The following is a 16,279-nucleotide window of genomic DNA, read 5'->3' on the forward strand; positions in this document are numbered from 1 at the left end:
TCTTCCTTTCGCGTGTGGCAGGGGTTCCCTGTTCAGGAACAGCCGGCCTTCTTGGTGAGCGGGCCGCCGGTGACCTTGTTGTCGCAGGAGATCGTGTTTCCCCCGACGGTGTCGTTGACGCCGACGCCGCCTGAGTTGCCGAGGTGCATGACGTTGGCCCGGAACACGTTGCCGGTGCCCCAGCCGTCCACGATCTTGTGGGTCTGGAAGCCGTCGGCGTTGGTGTTACTGCCGGTGTTGCCCTCGATGAGGTAGCCGTTGCCTTTGACGTCGACCCATGAGTCGTTGTGTTTGGAGCCCGCCAGGGTGGAGCCGTCGAAGATGTTGCCGATGATCCGGCCGTCGGAGGTGCCCTCCTTGATGTCGATCGCCTCGGCGGTGGCCCGGATGACGTTGCCGCGCACGATGTTGCGGTCGCTGCGGTCCATCTGCCCTCCGGAGAAGCTGTCCCAGTTGCTCTCAGCGGTTCCGAGATAGACGCCCTCGCCGAACTTCTCCCGGCGCAGCCCGGTCGCGTAGATCATGCAGAACTGCACGGTGTTGTCGCTGCTGAGGTTGCGCAGATGGACGGCCTCGTCTCCAATGTGGTGGACGGTCAGGCCCTGGATGATCGTGTTGCTGGTCCGGTCGGCCATGACGCCCTTCTGGCTGTTGCGCACGGTGAAGCCGACGAGCCGCCAGTGGCTGACCTGATTCAGGTGGAAGGCATAGCCCTTCTTGACGCCGCCGCCGTCGATGATCGCCTCGGGCGGGCCGCACACGAAGATCGGCTCAGCCTCCGTGCCTGCGGTCGCGGCCACGAACCTGCCCGCGTAGACACCCGGCTCCAGCTTGATCACCGCACCCGGCTCGACACCCTCCAGCGCCGCGGCCAGCTCCGCGGCATCGCGGACCGTCACCGTGGCCTCGGGACAGTCGATCTTGCCCGCCCCCGTGGGGATCGCGATTGCGGGCGGCTCCTGCGACGGGGTGAACGCCTGAGCCTCCGCCTCTCCGTCGTCCTCCACCTGGGACTGCTCTCCCTCGTCCGCCGACTGGGACGCACCGCGCGAGTCGGACGTGCCCGTGCTCTTCGGCCGGATGTCCTCGATCGCGGTGCCCGGGCCGTCGTCGCCGCCGAACAGGCCGCGGAGCAGCACCACGATCACCACTGTGATCGCCGCTCCGGCCACCATCCCCATCAGTGTCTTCCGGTCGATGTCCAGGCGCATCGCTAACTCCTCCCAGCCGGGGTCTCGGAGCCGGCGGTGCGCAGGATCCAGGTCGGCCGCTCCTCCAGCACCATCTGCTTCTCGTACGGGTTGACGAGACGTTGGCCGACCCGCGGACCGTCGCCCCGGAGCGCCCGGAGCGCCGCGATCATGATCAGGAGGATGACTCCGAACCAGATCAGGTTCATCGGCTTGGCGATCCGCTTGACCATCGTCCAGAAGCCGGCTGTGTTCTGCCAGCCGACCGTGTTGTTCTGCGTGACGGCCAGTTTTCCCTTGGCCCGTGCGGTGTCGAGCGCGCTCCGGCCGGCGCCGCCGAGGGTGTTGCCCGTGATCGCGGTGCCGTCGGCCGCGCCGAGCACGGAGACCGCATGCAGTGACGCCGACTGCACCGTGTTGGCCGAAATGGTGGCCTTGGCATCCCGGACATAGATGGCGGTCTGGGTATCCCGCACGATGTTGCCGCTGACCCGGGCCGACAGCACCCCGTCGCGGAGCGCGATGCCCTGGCTGCGCTGGCCCCTGAGGCGGTTGCCGGAGATCTGGACGTCGGTCGCGTCCTTGCTCACCACGATGCCCATCTCCCCGCCGACGACCTCGGTGGTCTGCACGACGGGTTTGACGCCACCCTGAATCTCCACCCCATAGCGGCCGTTGTCCCGTGCCGTGCTGCTGATCAACAAGCTGCCGCCGAAGCTGCGCAGCGACTCGCCGGACGCCGAGGGCCCCCGGGCCAGCGGCAGGCCGCTGATGGTGAAACCGTTGCCCATGTTGCGCTCGGCCTGCGATCCGGTGATCGTGACGTTCTGGGTGCCCCGGGACAGCACGAACCCGTCGCCCCTGCTGCCGGTCACGGTGGTGTTCTCGACGGAGGCGTTGCGCGCGAAGCGGTGCAGCAGCACGCCGTGGACCAGGCTTTCGGAGACTGACACGCCGGCGATCCTGGTCTCGTCGGAGGCCGTGATGAAGATCCCGTACGCGTTGCCAGTGATCTTGGTGTCGGTGATCACGCCGGTGACCAGGTTCGCCTCGGGGAGCCGATAGGCGACCTTTCTGGCGCCCATACCGTCCGTGATCTCGATCTCGTCGTCGCCGCCCCGGCTGGGCACGAGCAGGCCGTTCGGCAGCAGCATCCGCTGTCTGGTGGGCGCCGCCGACGCCTGCTCGGCGGGGACGACCTGATCCGCGGTCCGCGTCGGACGGTCGCTGCCGGTCAGCGCCACCCCACCGGTCGGGCCGCTCCAGAAGCCGAGGTGCTCCACCAGCGCGTGGCTCATCTTCAGCTCCCCGCCGACGGCGCGCAGGTAGGCCCGCCCGTCGGAGACCCTCGTGTCCGCCGTCCTGGCCTGCGCGTCCCAACTGGTGATCCGCACCGGGTTCTGTGCCGAGCCGTTGATCCTGATGCTCGCGCCGAAGCCCACGATCGAGACGAACGCGCCGGGCTCGCTGCGCATCCGGATCACCAGCGGGCCGGTCGCGTTCTGCAGCACCAGTTTCGCGCCCGGACCGAGAAACAGGTTGATGCCGAGCACATAGGACTCGTCCGACTGCTTCTGGAACTGCTCCTGGCCCAGCCGTTCCAGGTCGGCGATCCGGTACGGCTCGCGACGCTGCGGCAGAACCAGTGTCCGGCCGTTGGCCGAGCTGGAGATGTGCGGCCCGCGCGCCTGCGCGGCGGCCGGTCCGCCCCTCGCCAGTGCGGACGACAGCGTCGCGCGGGTCTGCATGATCCGCAGCTCCTCCTGGTCGACCAGCGTCGACTGCTGCTGGGCGTCCGACTGGGACACCTGGTTGACACCCGGGAGCGGGGCGGGGCGATCGGTGAAGGACAGGTACGCCCAGGTGCCGCCGGCGACCAGACACAGCACCAGCACGACCAGGGATGTACGGCTCTTCCGGCGCCGTGAGCCGCTCATGCCCGGCCTCCTGCCGTGGATGTGGGAACCACGTGCGCGGGCAGGGACGGCTGACGGTGCCAACCGTTCTGGTCACGCGCCGCGCGCCCCGGCTCGTGCGCGGCGGCCGGGCGCAGCTCCATGACGGCCCGCTGCTCCATCGCCCGCTGGAGGTCGTAGGGATTGTGGATCCCGTTACGGCTTCGCTGCCGTTCGACGGCGGCGCGGGACCGGAGCGCCGACACGATCACCAGGAGGATGACCCCCGCCCAGATCAGGTTCATGGGCTTGACGAAGCGCCTGGCCTTGACCCAGAACGAGGAGGTGTCCCGCCACCGCTCCTCGTCGTTGTTGTGCTTGTTCACCTTGCCGTCGGCCCGCGCGACGCTGATCGCGCTGGTCCCCGCGCCGACGACGGTGTTACGGGTGATCTCGGTGTCGCCGGCGGCGCCGATCACCGTGATGCCATGGGCGTTGGGCTTCGGCAGTGTCGTGATCTGATTGCCGACGATCCTGCCGTTGGAGCCACGCAGGTAAATTCCGGTGAGGGTCCCGGTGATCGTGTTGCCCGCCACATGCGCGCCAGTGGCCCCGTCGCGCAGCGCGATCGCCTGGCGGCGCTGGTTCGCCAGCCTGTTGCCGGAGATCTGCACCCCGCTGGCGCCTCCACGCACCACGATGCCCATGTCACCGCCGACGACCTCGCTGGTGTGCACGGCCAGCCGGGTGCCGCCGAGCACCTCGATGCCGTACCTGCCGTTGTCGCGGGCCACGCTGTCGTTGACCGAGCTGTCGCCGTAGACGGCCAGCGACTCGCCGCTCGCGGACGGGCCCTGGGCGAGCGCCCGGCCGTTGAGCGTGAAGCCGTTGCGCCCGTTCCGCTCCGCGACGCACCTGGTGATCCGTACTTTCTCGGTCGCCCTCGACAGGACGAATCCGTCGCCGCCGCTGCCGATCACCTTGGTCCCGTCGATCACCGCGTTCTTCGCGAACCGGTGCATGAACACGCCGTGCACCAGGCTGCCGACGATCCGGTTGCCGATGATCCGCGTCTGGTTGGATCCGGAGACGAACAGCCCGTAGGCGGCGCCGGTGATGACACTGTTCTGGATCGATCCAGACACCAGTTCGTCGGCGAGCACGTGAGTGGCGGTGCCGGGCCCGATCGGGCTGGTCTCCACGTCGCCGAAGTTGTTCCCGCCCCGGTCCGTCCCGACGTCGGCGAGGCGTTCCCGCTTGTCGCGGTGGCGCTGTTCCTTGGTCCGGTGGCGATAGACACTGGCCGGCCGCTCGGTGCCGGTGAGCGCGATGCCTCCCGTGCGTCCGCTCCAGAATCCCAGGTGGGAGACGCGGGCGTAGTCCATCTCGAAGTTGCCGCCGACTGCCCGGATGTAGGCGCGGCCGTCGGTCGTGGTCAGGTCGGGTTTCCGGGTCCGCACGTCCCAGCTGGTGATCTGCACCGGCTGCTTGGCCGTGCCCTTGATCTTGATGTCGCCGCCGAAGGCGATGATCGAGCTGAACGAGCCGGGGAGGCTGCCCATCCGCAGCGTCAGCGGACCCCGTAACTGCAGGGTGGCCCCGTCGGCCACGTAGACGTGGACACCGAGCAGGTAGGAGCCGTCCTTCAGCTTCCGCAGGTACCGGCCGTTCTCGACGGCCGCCAGGTCCTTGACCGTGTACGGCGTGCTGGTGCTGCGCGCGGGCAGCACCAGCGTCCTGCCGTGTGCCGAGACGAAGACCTGGGGTCGCTTGCGCTGCGCGGCCGCCACGCCACCGGCCTGCATCAGGGCCGTGAGGGCGGCCCGGACCTGCACGATCCGCTGATCCTCGACGTCGACCAGCAGCGCCTGCGCCTCGGCGTCGACCGCCGACATCGCGCCGGCCTTCAGGGTCTCGTCGTCCGCCATGACCGCGTCCTCCAGCGGAGCCGGGTCGGCGTCCGGTACCTCGCTCGTCTCCGGATCCGGCCCGCCGGTCGGGGTGGGCTGGGCCTTCGGGGTCGCGCTCCTCTTCGGGCTCACGCTGGGCTTCGGAGTCGCGCTGGGTTTCGCACTGGCCTTCGGCGTCGCCGTGGGCTTGCGCGTGGGAGTGGCCGTCGAGGTCGGTTCCTCCTTCGGAGACTCGCTCTCCGTCGGGGTCGGATCGTCCAGAAAGGGGTTGCTCTCCGTCGGGCTCGGGTCGCCCCCGGATTCCGGCGCGGTCGTGGGGTCCACCAGAGACGCCGATGCCGCCGACGGGGCGGTCACGGCCGCCAGAGCGGTCCCCGCCCCTAACGCCAGTGCCACGGCGGCCAGGAGCAGCCGGATGCCCTTCGTCATGTCAGCCCACGCCCTTGAGGGTGGCGGCGGTCTGGCCCGCACCGCCCATCTGGTCGGCGGAGCGGGTCAGCCAGCCCTGCTTGTTCATCGTCACGAACGCCCACAGCTTGATCGGCAGCGCGATCATGATGACCACCAGGGTGAGCAGCGGCAGCAGGAGGATCTCGCCCGGGTGGCGGCGCAGGTGCGACCAGCCGCGGACGCCCCTGCCGAGGAGCACCCAGCCGACGGCCAGCCCGATGCCCTGCGGGGTGAGCTCCAGCCTGCTGAAGAACAGGTAGGCGAGCGTGATCCCCATGGTCACCGGGGTGAGCAGGATCTGCAGCACGGTCACCTTCGTGACCAGAGGGGTCTTCCACAGCCATCCCTTCCACAGCGCGGTCAGGTAGCAGCGGTAGGAGTTGCGGCTCCACCGGACGCGTTGCTTGACGAAGGCGCGGAAGGAGTCAGGGAACATCGAGATGGCACGGGCCGTGGACTGGTGCACGGTCTTGTACCCCGAGGCGAGAACGAGCCAGGTCAGCCGGCCGTCGTCACCGGCGATGCACCGGCGGCCGAGGAAGAACTCGTTTTCCAGATGGTGGACGACCGGCAGGATGGCAGAGCGCCGATAGGCGGAGGTCCGGCCGGACAGGCAGGCCACTCCGCCCCTGCTGCCCATCGCCGGCACGTAGTCGTAGTAGCGGAGGTTGACCAGCCAGTCCGCGATCCGCCGCCAGACGCTGGTGGTGCGCTGGTACACGTTCTGCTGGGTGCCGACCCCGCCCACCATCGGGTCTTCGAAGGGCATCTGCACGGCCTCCAGCAGACCGGGCTGCCACCATGTGTCGGAGTCGGCGAAGACCACCAGCTCACCGCTGGCGGCCCGGATGCCCACTCCCAAGGCGGAGCGCTTACCCGCGTGCTCGTACACCAGGACGCGCAACCGGCTGTCGGTCACCTCGCGAAGCCTGGCGTGGCATTCGGTGTCACCGATGTCCACGACGATGATCACTTCGTACGGATCCTGGGACAGCCAGCTGGCCAGGCAGCGCACCAGGATCTCGGGATCCTCCCGGTAGGACGGAACGACCACGGACACACTGGCCCGAAAGCCGTTCACCACCGGCTTGGCCAGCCTGGACAACACGACCCGATAGAGCCACAGTCCCCAGACGAGCAGTCCGGCCAAGCCCAGGGGGATCAGATCTCGCCATGAGCCGTTGGCGGTGGAGCGAACGGCCCATTCGTAGACAGCGTCGAGCCAGTTGGAATCAGACACGGGGAGCCTCCTGGGCGCGCCTGTGTCTGACCCTTAGTGATCATCTCTCACAGGCGGTAATACGGTTTCTGCAGGGACATCTGATGGGACCGTTCCAATCGTTACGATTTGGGCGAAACTGTCACGTGGGGTGACTGGGGCTGTTGAGGCGACGCCGGACTGGGGCAGTCCCGGGCGGGCGTGATACGCTCCCAAGCGAGCGCTTGGTTTACCGTCAAAGGGGCCGCCGCATGAAGTTCTCGACCTTCCACCTCTTCCACCGTTTCGACGGGCAGAGCTTCAAGGACGTCTACGACTACCACCTGGAGCTCGTCGAGCTGGCCGAGGAGCTGGGGTTCGACGGGGTACGGCTGGCCGAGCACCACTTCCGCGACTACGGCGTCGTCCCGAACCTGTTCACCATGCTGGCCCACGCGGCCGCCCGGACCTCGCGCATCAGGCTGGGCACCGGCATCGTGGTGCTGCCGCTGCACAACCCCATCCATGTCGCCGAGGAAGCGGCGCAGGTGGATGTGTTGTCCGGCGGGCGGTTGGATCTGGGGATCGGGCGGGGCTATCAGAGCTTCGAGTTCGAGGGGTTCGGGATCGATCTGGCGGAGGCGCGGGATCGGTTCAACGAGGCGCTGGAGGTCATCGTCGGGCTCTGGACGCAGGAGGCGTACCAGCACGAGGGGAAGTTCTACAAGACCGGCGCCGAGGTTTCGCTCGTCCCGCGGCCCTTGCAGACCCCGCACCCGCCGCTGCACGTGGCGGCCGTCTCCCCCGAGACCGTCACCATGTACGCCGAGCGCGGCCTGCCCATCCTCGCCGACCCCGCGGCCACCTTCCGGAAGGTCGTCAAGGCGGCCGAGACCTGGCGGGAGACGGCGGCGCAGGCGGGGCATCCGGACGGGAGCGACCTGGTGGTGGCGCGCAGCGTCTACGTCGCCCCGACCCTGGAGCAGGCTCGCGAGGACCAGGCGCGGTTCGAGGCGTCGTTCGACCGGTCACGCATCTTCAACGAGAAGAGCGCGCCCATCGATCCCAAGACCGGCCGGGCCGCCCAGGGCTTCGAGTACTACCAGGACCGCTACCTCAAGGGCGGCGCGGTGTCGGCCGACTTCCGGTGGGAGCAGCTGGAGGTCATCGGGGATCCGGACCGCGTCGTCGAACAGATCTCGCTGCTCAAAGACGCCGGCTTCACGAACCTCCTGTGCGACTTCGGCAGCACCAGGCCGATGCCGCTGGAGGAGATGAAGCGGGTCATGCGCTTCTTCGCGACCGAAGTCATGCCGGCCTTTGGAGACTGAAGATGATCCACAGCCTGTCCCTCTCAGACGTCCTCGCCGAGCACGCCCGCAGCCGTCCCCAGGTGAGCGCGGTGGTGGACGGGGACGTTCGGCTCACGTACCCGGAGCTGGACGCCCGGGTGACCCGGCTGGCCTCCGCCCTCGCCGACCAGGGGGTCTCCGCGGGCGATCGGGTTGTGTGGCTCGGGCAGAACGCGCACGCGGTGCTGGAGTTGCTGCTGGCCTGTTCCCGGCTGGGCGCGATCTTCTGCCCGGCCAACTGGCGGCAGTCGGAGGACGAGCTGCGGTTCATCCTCACCGACCTGACCCCGGCCGCGGTCGTCTGGGAGCCGTCGGACGCCACGACTTCCCTGCACGCTCAGAGCACCGCCGCGCCGGCGTCGTCCGAAGGGAGCGGTGAGGGCCAGGCTCCCTCGGGCGCCGGCGCGGCGGAGGGCGGCACGACGGTGTGGGTGCGGGCGGGTGACGACTACGAGGAACTGGTGGCGAGCGGGTCCATCAGGGAGTTCCCGCAGGTCGCCGATACGGAGCCGGTGCTCGCCCTCTACACCGCCGCCTTCGCGGGGCGCCCCAACGCGGCCCTGCTCAGCAGCGCCGCGCTGGTCGCCCACAGCACGTCGCTCCTCGTCGTCCGCCAGATGGAGCCGGGCTTCACCTTCCTCAACAACGGGCCGCTCTTCCACGTCGGCACGATGATGTTCTGCCTGGCCACCCTCCAGATCGGCGGCACGAACGTCTTCATGCCCGCCTTCGACGCCGAAGAGGTCTGCCGGCTGATCGACGCCGAGCGGGTGACGCAGGCGTTCCTGTTCGGGCCGATGATCGACGCGGTGGTGAAGGCGAACGCGGGCGGCAAGTACGACCTGTCGTCGCTCAGGTTCGTCTCCCATTCGGCCGAGTGGGACGAGATGATCACGGTGGACGACTCGCCGTGGTGCCGGTCCAAGATGGGCGGGTACGGGCAGACCGAGGTGGGCGGCATGCTCACCTTCCTCGGGCTGGCGGAGGGCGGAGCGGGGTTCGCGGGACGGCCGTCGCCGCTGGTCCAAGTACGTATCCTGGGCCCGGACGACAGCGAAATGCCGCCCGGCGAGGTGGGCGAGATCTGCGCGCGCGGCAAGTCCCTCTTTTCCGGATATTTCGCCCGCCCCGACTTAAATGCCGCCAAATCCCGGAGCGGCTGGCATCACACCGGCGACCTCGGCCGCCGCGAGCCCGACGGCACGATCACGTTCATCGGCCCCAAGCTTCGCATGATCAAGTCCGGAGCCGAGAACATCTACCCGGCCGAGGTGGAACGCGCGCTCAAATCCCACCCCGCCGTCGCCGACGCCGCGGTGATCGGTGTACCGGACCCGACCTGGCACCAGGCGGTCAAGGCCGTGGTGGCGCTCAAGGCACAGGCCGTCGCGACCGCCGACGAGCTGATCGAGCACGTCAAGAAGCAGGTGGCGTCGTACAAGAAGCCACGGGAGGTAGCGTTCGTGGACTCGATTCCCAAGCGCGGGTTCACCCCGGACTACGACGCTCTGGACGCCGACCATGGTGGAGGGAATTACCCCGGCATGTAGGGGTGCGGGCGCCGCGCAGTGTGATGCGTCCTGTCATGCGCAGGAGAGGAGCCTCTGAGAGCCTCGACATGGCGTGGTTCGGCCGACTACGGTCAGCGTCAGACACAGGACAGGGCCTCTCCGCCGCGTGGCACGCCGGTAACGGCACGCGCTCATGTCCGACAGCTGTGCCGGGTCATAGGGGCAGACCGGCCTCCAGGTGCTCCATCGCGCGGTCGAACTCGGCCAACACGTCCATGTCCTGGTTCTTCGTCCAGTCGAACCAGAGCGCCATGAGCACCCCGACGATCGCTCCCGCGACGTCGCGGATCTCCGGGTCGCCGGGGTCCCGCCCCTCGCGGGCCGCCAGGATCTCGCGCACTGTCCCGATCATGCCGGTGAGGTTCTCCAGGCTCGCCGCCCACAGCTCAGGCACCGTGAGCACGAGCCTCTCCCGCTCGAGGCTGTCGGCGAACTCCTCTGCCGTCTGATCCTCCAGCGCCGTGCGCACGGCCGCGCGGACGGCCGGCACGGGCCCGACTCCTGCGGGCACCGCCCTGAGCGCCTCCATGACGGCGGGCAATTGGTCGACCACCACCAGGTCTTCTTTGGTGGAGAAGTAGCGGAAAACGGTGCTGGGCGCGACCTCCGCGGCCTCTGCGATCTGCTCGATCGTCGTCGCGGCGTACCCCTGCTCGCGGAACAGCCGCAGCGCCTCCTTCTGGATCAACGCCCTGGTCTTGGCCTTCTTCCGCTCTCGCAGGCCCGGTCGCTCGCTCATGACATCGCATTTTCCGAGCTCAACAACCCATTCACAAGAGATCACCATATTTTGCTAGTCAACTCCGATTTAGGAGTCTACTCTCAAATTTATGAGACTCCCCATCGAACGAGACCCGAAGTGCCCCTTCGACCCTCCGTCCGCGCTGAGAGCCCTGCCGCCGATGAGCCGCTTGGAGTTCGCCGATGGCCATCTGGGCTGGCTGGCCACGACGATGGAGGCGGCCCGCGCGGTGCTGGGGGATCCGCGGTTCAGCATGCGCCCGGAGCTCAAGCACGCCGCCGTGCGCTCCACGATGCCCGGCGGGCCCGGACGCCCGGCGCCGCCGGGATTCTTCGCCGCCACCGACCCGCCCGAGCACACGCGCTACCGCCGCCTGCTCACCGGCCAGTTCACTCTGCGCAGGATGCGCGTGCTGGAGCCGCGCATCGAGCGGATCACCGCCGACCACCTCGACGCCATGGCAGCGGCGGGGTCGCCGGCCGATCTCGTGAGCGCGTACGCGCTACCGATCCCGTCGATGGTCATCTGCGAGCTGCTCGGCGTGCCGTACGAGGAGCACGACTTCTTCCAGGACCGTAGCCGCCAGATCGTCGGGGCCGGCGGCGACGTGGCCGGGGCGAGCGCCGACCTGGCCGGCTATCTGGGCGAGCTGGTGCAGAGCAAGCGGGCCGAGCCCGGTGACGACCTGATCAGCGGCCTTGCCTGCGAGCTCACCGACGAGGAGCTCGTCAACGTCGCGATGATCCTGCTCGTCGCGGGCCACGAAACCACGGCGAACATGCTGGCGCTCGGCGTGTTCGCGCTGCTGGCGGAGGGGCGGCCGTATGAGGAGGGCATGGACGAGGAGCTGCTTCGCTGGCTGTCCGTCCTGCACCTCGGCGGGCCCAGCAGGGCCGCGCTGGAGGATGTCGAGGTGGCGGGCACGCCGGTCAGGAAGGGCGAGACGGTGGCACTGTCACTTCCGATGATCAACCGGGACCCGGCGGTGTTCGCGGATCCGGACGTGCTCGACCCCGGCCGCCCGGAGGCGCGGCGGCACCTGTCCTTCGGGCACGGCGTGCACCAGTGCCTCGGTCAGCAGCTGGCCAGGATCGAGCTGCGGGTCGGCTACCGGGCGCTGTTCGAGCGTTTCCCCGGGCTGCGGCTGGCCGTCCCCGCCACCGAGGTGCCGCTGAAGCACGACGCCGCGGTGTACGGGGTCGGCAGTCTGCCGGTCACTTGGACGTGATCCGCTCCAGGGTGTGGTCCCGGCAGCCGGTGGGCGCGTTCACCGGGTTGCAGCGGACCGTCGCGCCGCCCGGCAGCTCGGCCGTGTAGTCGCTGCCGTGCCTGGCCGACAGCCCGATCACCGGGAAGTCGGTGCTGATCATCTGCGCACCGCTGTCCAGGGCCGCCTTCAGCCGGCCCGTGTCGCCCGACCGGGCCTCGGTGAAGGGCACGTCGGACCGGGTGCGCACGTAGTAGCCCTTGCGGACGAGGTCCTGGATCTGGGCGGTGTTCGTGCCCTGCGGCTCGTTCCAGCCGACGAAGGCGGCGTCGGCGCGGCCGGGGCGGGAGTTCGTGAACAACACGCGGCCTTCCAGGCTCGGCCGGCCCGCCAGGTAGGGCTGCTGGATGGCGGTCGCCTGGTTGTCCATGAAGAACATGATCTTGCCGCGGGACGCGTTCAGTTCCGGCCAGCCGTGCTTGAGCACCGACTGCTCCAGGGTGAGGCCGGGCTTGCGGACGTCGTCCGGCGTGATGAGCCGGTCGTCGGGGAAGACCGAGCGGATCTCGGCGTCCAAGGCGTCCATGAGCGCGGTGTCCCAGGCCGGGCTCTTGGCCCCGCCCATGGCCTCCTTCTTCGGGTCGGTGCTCTTGAACTCGGTGAGGATGGTCAGCGGCACGTGGCCGGGGTTCTTGTCGGACCACTCGCGTACCTGGCGCAGGCAGGTGAGCCAGGTCGAGCAGTTGGTGCCGTAGTCGTGGTCGGCCCAGTGCAGCACCTTGAAGCCGGGCTGGGCGAGCGCCGGGTCGTTCAGCGCCGGCAGGCCGGCGTCGCGGCGGACCAGCGGGTTGGTGTACAGGCCGCCCTTGGGGTCGGGGAAGACGTCCAGCTCGATGCCGCGCACCCGCTGGGCGCCGAACTGGTTGGGCAGGGCGGTGTGCGAGTACTGCAGGTTCCACCAGTTGGCGTCGGTCCTGCGCTGCACGTCTTTCTCGGCGTCGGTCAGCTCGCGGTGGTAGCTGTTGTGGGTGGCGATGGTCTGGACGTGGTTGATCCGCAGGGTGCCGGACCTCGCGCGGCCGGCCGTGGCTGCGTCGGCGGCGGGGACTGCGGCGAGCGCGGCCACAGCGGTGGCGGCGATGAGGGTGAGGGGACGCATGGAACCGACCTTCGAGGAGGTGGTTAACGGATCTTCGCAAAATATCCAAACAGGTCGGGAAAAATGCGCGAATCTCAAAGGATGGCAAGCGGGGTGATCGGGCTCCCTGTGCCGCCCTCGATCCTGAGCGGCGCCGCCACGAACACGAACTCCGTCCGCCCGGCCGCCCCCAGATCCTCCAGCCAGAGCATCTCGATCAAGTGAATGCCGTGCCGGTGCAGCAGGAGGAGGTGCAGGTCGTCGGCCAGGCTCTCGTCGGCGAGTCCCCGGGCGTTGAGACCGCCGATCGCGGCGTTGTCGCAGGCCACCACGGACACGTCGTGCGCCGCCAGCCAACGGCCGGCGTCGGCCGACAGGCCGGGCTGGCCTGACCAGTAATCCTCCTTCGAGCGTTCCCACACCAGCGGCCATCCGGTACGGATCACCGCCACGTCCCCCGGGCGCGGCGTGGCGATGTCCTCCAGCACCTCGGGCGGGATGCGGAAATCGGCCGGCAGGTGGTCGAGGCCGAGCCGCCGCGGCACGTCGAACAGCACTCCCCTGGCCACCACACCGCCCACCTGCTCGATCCCGCACCTGGTGGCACCGTACGAGCGCACCCGGGCCGCGGGGTGGCCGTTGTAGACCTGGTCGCCCGACCACATGTGGCACAACGCGTCCATGTGCGTCGTGGTGCCGTGCGGGGTGACGACCAGCGCGTCATCGGCCACGCACAGGCCCTCGCCGATGGGCCGGGCGCCGGCCGCGTAGTCGCCGCCGTCCACGGACATGAAGTGTTGCGGCAGCGGGCGGCCACGCAGGTGCGGCACCGTCGTGGGGGCGGGCGAGGAGGTGGCGCCCCTGATGGGCATGGCCAGGCTGAGCACCTCGCCGGTGGCGGCGGCGCGCAGGGCGGCGAGGACCACGTCCGGCGTGAGGAGGTTCAGGGTGCCGCGCTGATCGTCTGGGCCGAATCGTCCCCAGTTGTTAGGCTCGTGAACCAAGTAAGCGCTTCCTTTCTTGCGGAGGTCTGATGCACTGCGATCCTCGGTTCTCCCGCGTACGGGAGGTGTTCGAGCGGCATTTCGCCGACGGCGAGGAGCTGGGTGCGGCCTTCGCCGTCTACCTGAACGGCGAGCTGGTCGTGGACCTGTGGGACGGGATCGCGGATCGGCACACGGGGCGGCCATGGGAACACGACACGCCGGCCTTCGCGTACTCCTGCACCAAGGCGATCACCGCTGCCGTCCTGCTGCGGCTGGCGGAGCGGGGACTGGTGGACGTGACTGCGCCGGTCGCGGACGTGTGGCCGGAGTTCGCCGCGCACGGCAAGGGAGCGATCACGGTCGAGCACCTGCTCACCCACCAGTGCGGGCTGCCGGTGCTGGAGGATCCCGTGCCGGTGGAGGAGTTCGAGGACCAGGCGGCGATCGCGGCCCGCCTCGCCGGTCAGAAGCCGCTGTGGGAGCCGGGGACGGCGCATGGCTACCACGCGCTGACGTACGGGTTCCTGGTGGGCGAGGTGATCAGGCGGGTGACCGGGAAGTCGGTGGGGGACCTGGTGGCCGCGGAGATCGCCGGGCCGCTGGACCTGGAGCTGTGGGTGGGGGCGCCCGACCCGGTGATCGGCCGCGCGGCCCGCCTCAAGGCCGCCGACCGCCCACAACCCCTCACTGCCACCGAGGCCGTCCCGGGCCAGCGCCCCGCCGAGGCCGTCCCGGGCCAGGGCCCCGCCGACGGCAGGACGGCCGGCCGGAGTCCGGATGCGCTGGCCGAGATGGCCAAGGCGGCGCTCGATCCCCAGAGCCTCATGAACCGGGCCCTCGGCAACCCCGGCATGCACCTGCTCAAAGGCGGCGCCAACCACCCGGTCATCCTGCGGGCCGGCTGGCCCGCGGCCGGGGTGGTCACCACGGCCAGGGGCCTGGCGGGCTTCTACCGCTCGCTCATCGCCGGCGACCTGCTCGGCCCCGGCACGCTGCGGGAGGCCATGCGCACCCGCGTGAACGGGCCGGACCGGGTCTTGTTCCTGGACACCGCGTTCGGGCTCGGCTTCATGCGGCCGTCGCTCACGTTCCTGATGCCGTCGGAGACGGCGTTCGGCCACTCGGGCCTCGGCGGGTCCGTCGGGCTGGGCGACCCCGAGCGGGGCCTGGCCGTCGCGTACGTCATGAACAGGATGGCCAACGCGGTCTCCGGCAACCTGCGTGGCATCCGCCTGGTGGAGGCGGTCTACAAGTCGCTCTGAGCCGTTCATCCGTGCATGGTGACGCCGCCGCTCACCGACAACGTCTGGCCGGTGATGTAGGCGGCGCGATCCGTGCAGAGGTAGGCGACCAGCCCCGCCACGTCGGCCGGCGTGCCGAGGCGGCGCAGCGGGATGCCCCGTGCGATCTTGTCGACCAGCCCGGGCTCGGCCGCCGACACCCGCCGCAGCATGGGCGTGTCGGTCGGGCCAGGGCAGACCACGTTCGAGGTGACCTGGGCCTTGGCGGCCTCGCGGGCGAGCGTCTTGGCCAGCCCGAACAGTCCTGCCTTGGTGGCGGCGTAGGCGCCCTCGCCGCCCGAGCCGGCCCTGGCGCCGTCGGAGGAGATGAACACCAGCCGCCCCCACCGCCTGGCCATCATGCCGGGCAGCAGCAGCTTGGTCAGCAACATCGGCCCGCGCAGGTTGACCTGCCACATGAGGTCCCAGCCCGCCGGATCGCTCGCGGTGAACGGCTCCACGATCGCCACTCCGGCGTTGTGCACCAGCACGTCGACGTCCCCCACGGCGCCGGCGAACGCCTCCACGGACGCAGGCGAGGCCAGGTCCACAGCCGCCGCCCGCGCTCCCGGCAGGCCGGCGGCCGCCTTCTCGGCGTTCGGCAGGTCCACATCGGCGAGCACCACCCGCGCGCCGAGCGCGGCCAGGTCCGCCGCGATGGCCGCGCCGATCGCGCCCGCTCCCCCGGTGACGACGGCCACGCGCCCGTCCAGGCGCAGCCCGTCCATCATTTCCACGTCTCGATCAGGTCCGCGGCCGTCGCGCGGGTGGCGAGCAGGCTGATCGTGTTTCTCAGTACGGCCCGCGCGTACTCCTCGGGGATGCCCGCCACCGCGTCCGTGACGACCGTCACCCGGTAACCGAGGTTCACGGCCTCCAGCGCCAGCCCGGGGATGCCGAGGTTGAGCGAGACCCCGGCCGCCACCACGGAGGAGACGCCGAGCGAGCGCAACGTCATGTCGAGCGGGGTGCCGGTGAACGGCGAGAACCCGTGATGCCGGCGGCTCTCCAGATCGCCCGGCTCCCGCAACTCGGGCAGCACCTCGACCGCGGCCGTGCCCTCCAGCATGTGGTCCGGGTCCTTGAGCAGGGAGATGATGAACGGGCAGTTGGCGGTGTGCGAGCCGGCCCGGTCCGGGCGGAAGGCGGCCGTGCAGTGGATCACCGGGAGCCCGGCCGCCCTGGCGGTGTGGAGGAGCCGGGCGGTGTTGGCCACGACGTCGTGCCGCTCGCAGGCAGCCACCAGGTCCGGAAATTTCGTGAGATCACCGACGACGCCCCGCTGCATCTCCATCACGAGCACGGCCACGCCCTCCACCGGCGCCTCCCGCCTTATTAGCCGAGCGCTTGCTTGGTACGG

At 69.7% G+C, this 16,279-nt stretch carries 13 protein-coding genes; 4 read left to right on the plus strand and 9 right to left on the minus strand.

Going from position 1 to position 16,279, the window contains the following annotated elements; all coding sequences use genetic code 11:
- Positions 1-32: 32 nt before the first annotated feature.
- Genes ACTWQA_RS43995 through ACTWQA_RS44010 form a run of 4 tightly spaced genes read right to left on the minus strand, consistent with a single transcriptional unit; the run spans position 33 to position 6,685 of the window.
- Entirely contained in the window at positions 33-1,211 is a 1,179-nt protein-coding gene (locus ACTWQA_RS43995) for a right-handed parallel beta-helix repeat-containing protein (RefSeq protein WP_443164827.1), read from the minus strand.
- A 2-nt stretch (positions 1,212-1,213) separates the two neighbouring features.
- Positions 1,214-3,127: a right-handed parallel beta-helix repeat-containing protein gene (locus ACTWQA_RS44000; protein ID WP_443164828.1), complete on the minus strand. Its 1,914-nt coding sequence runs from the start codon at positions 3,125-3,127 to the stop codon at positions 1,214-1,216.
- Positions 3,124-5,424, minus strand: coding sequence for a right-handed parallel beta-helix repeat-containing protein (locus ACTWQA_RS44005; protein WP_443164829.1), 2,301 nt, complete (start codon positions 5,422-5,424; stop codon positions 3,124-3,126). The genes ACTWQA_RS44000 and ACTWQA_RS44005 overlap by 4 nt, the downstream gene beginning before the upstream one ends.
- A gap of 1 nt (position 5,425) precedes the next feature.
- Complete coding sequence (locus tag ACTWQA_RS44010) at positions 5,426-6,685, minus strand: glycosyltransferase family 2 protein (protein WP_443164830.1); 1,260 nt, start codon at positions 6,683-6,685, stop codon at positions 5,426-5,428.
- Positions 6,686-6,915: 230 nt separating this feature from the next.
- On the opposite strand from ACTWQA_RS44010, the gene ACTWQA_RS44015 reads away from it, so the two are divergent.
- Both ACTWQA_RS44015 and ACTWQA_RS44020 read left to right on the plus strand, forming a co-directional pair.
- Positions 6,916-7,974: an LLM class flavin-dependent oxidoreductase gene (locus tag ACTWQA_RS44015; protein WP_327584625.1), complete on the plus strand. Its 1,059-nt coding sequence runs from the start codon at positions 6,916-6,918 to the stop codon at positions 7,972-7,974.
- A gap of 2 nt (positions 7,975-7,976) precedes the next feature.
- Complete coding sequence (locus ACTWQA_RS44020; protein ID WP_443164831.1) at positions 7,977-9,545, plus strand: AMP-binding protein; 1,569 nt, start codon at positions 7,977-7,979, stop codon at positions 9,543-9,545.
- Between the two features lie 175 nt (positions 9,546-9,720).
- Here the strand turns inward: ACTWQA_RS44020 and ACTWQA_RS44025 are convergent, their stop codons facing one another.
- Complete coding sequence (locus ACTWQA_RS44025; RefSeq protein WP_327584628.1) at positions 9,721-10,305, minus strand: TetR/AcrR family transcriptional regulator; 585 nt, start codon at positions 10,303-10,305, stop codon at positions 9,721-9,723.
- 91 nt (positions 10,306-10,396) lie between these two features.
- On the opposite strand from ACTWQA_RS44025, the gene ACTWQA_RS44030 reads away from it, so the two are divergent.
- Positions 10,397-11,536 carry a cytochrome P450 gene (locus ACTWQA_RS44030; protein ID WP_443164832.1) on the plus strand — a complete coding sequence of 380 codons (1,140 nt, stop codon included), beginning with the start codon at positions 10,397-10,399 and terminating at the stop codon, positions 11,534-11,536.
- Here ACTWQA_RS44030 and ACTWQA_RS44035 read toward each other — a convergent pair.
- Together ACTWQA_RS44035 and ACTWQA_RS44040 are read right to left on the minus strand one after the other, a co-directional pair.
- Entirely contained in the window at positions 11,523-12,674 is a 1,152-nt protein-coding gene (locus tag ACTWQA_RS44035) for a phosphatidylinositol-specific phospholipase C1-like protein (protein WP_443164833.1), read from the minus strand. The genes ACTWQA_RS44030 and ACTWQA_RS44035 overlap by 14 nt on opposite strands.
- Positions 12,675-12,748: 74 nt before the next feature.
- Positions 12,749-13,657 carry a cyclase family protein gene (locus ACTWQA_RS44040; protein WP_443164834.1) on the minus strand — a complete coding sequence of 303 codons (909 nt, stop codon included), beginning with the start codon at positions 13,655-13,657 and terminating at the stop codon, positions 12,749-12,751.
- A gap of 29 nt (positions 13,658-13,686) precedes the next feature.
- Between ACTWQA_RS44040 and ACTWQA_RS44045 the strand changes: the two genes are divergently transcribed.
- Entirely contained in the window at positions 13,687-14,901 is a 1,215-nt protein-coding gene (locus ACTWQA_RS44045) for a serine hydrolase domain-containing protein (RefSeq protein ID WP_443164835.1), read from the plus strand.
- 5 nt (positions 14,902-14,906) lie between these two features.
- Here ACTWQA_RS44045 and ACTWQA_RS44050 read toward each other — a convergent pair whose 3' ends face one another.
- Together ACTWQA_RS44050 and ACTWQA_RS44055 are read right to left on the minus strand one after the other, a co-directional pair.
- Entirely contained in the window at positions 14,907-15,647 is a 741-nt protein-coding gene (locus ACTWQA_RS44050; RefSeq protein WP_443164879.1) for an SDR family NAD(P)-dependent oxidoreductase, read from the minus strand.
- A complete protein-coding gene (locus tag ACTWQA_RS44055; RefSeq protein WP_443164836.1) occupies positions 15,647-16,237 on the minus strand; it encodes an isochorismatase family cysteine hydrolase in 591 nt (196 codons plus the stop codon). Before ACTWQA_RS44055 ends, ACTWQA_RS44050 begins: the two co-directional genes overlap by 1 nt.
- Between the last annotated feature and the right edge of the window lie 42 nt (positions 16,238-16,279).

It is taken from the genome of Nonomuraea sp. 10N515B (assembly GCF_052245915.1).
Lineage (GTDB): Bacteria > Actinomycetota > Actinomycetes > Streptosporangiales > Streptosporangiaceae > Nonomuraea.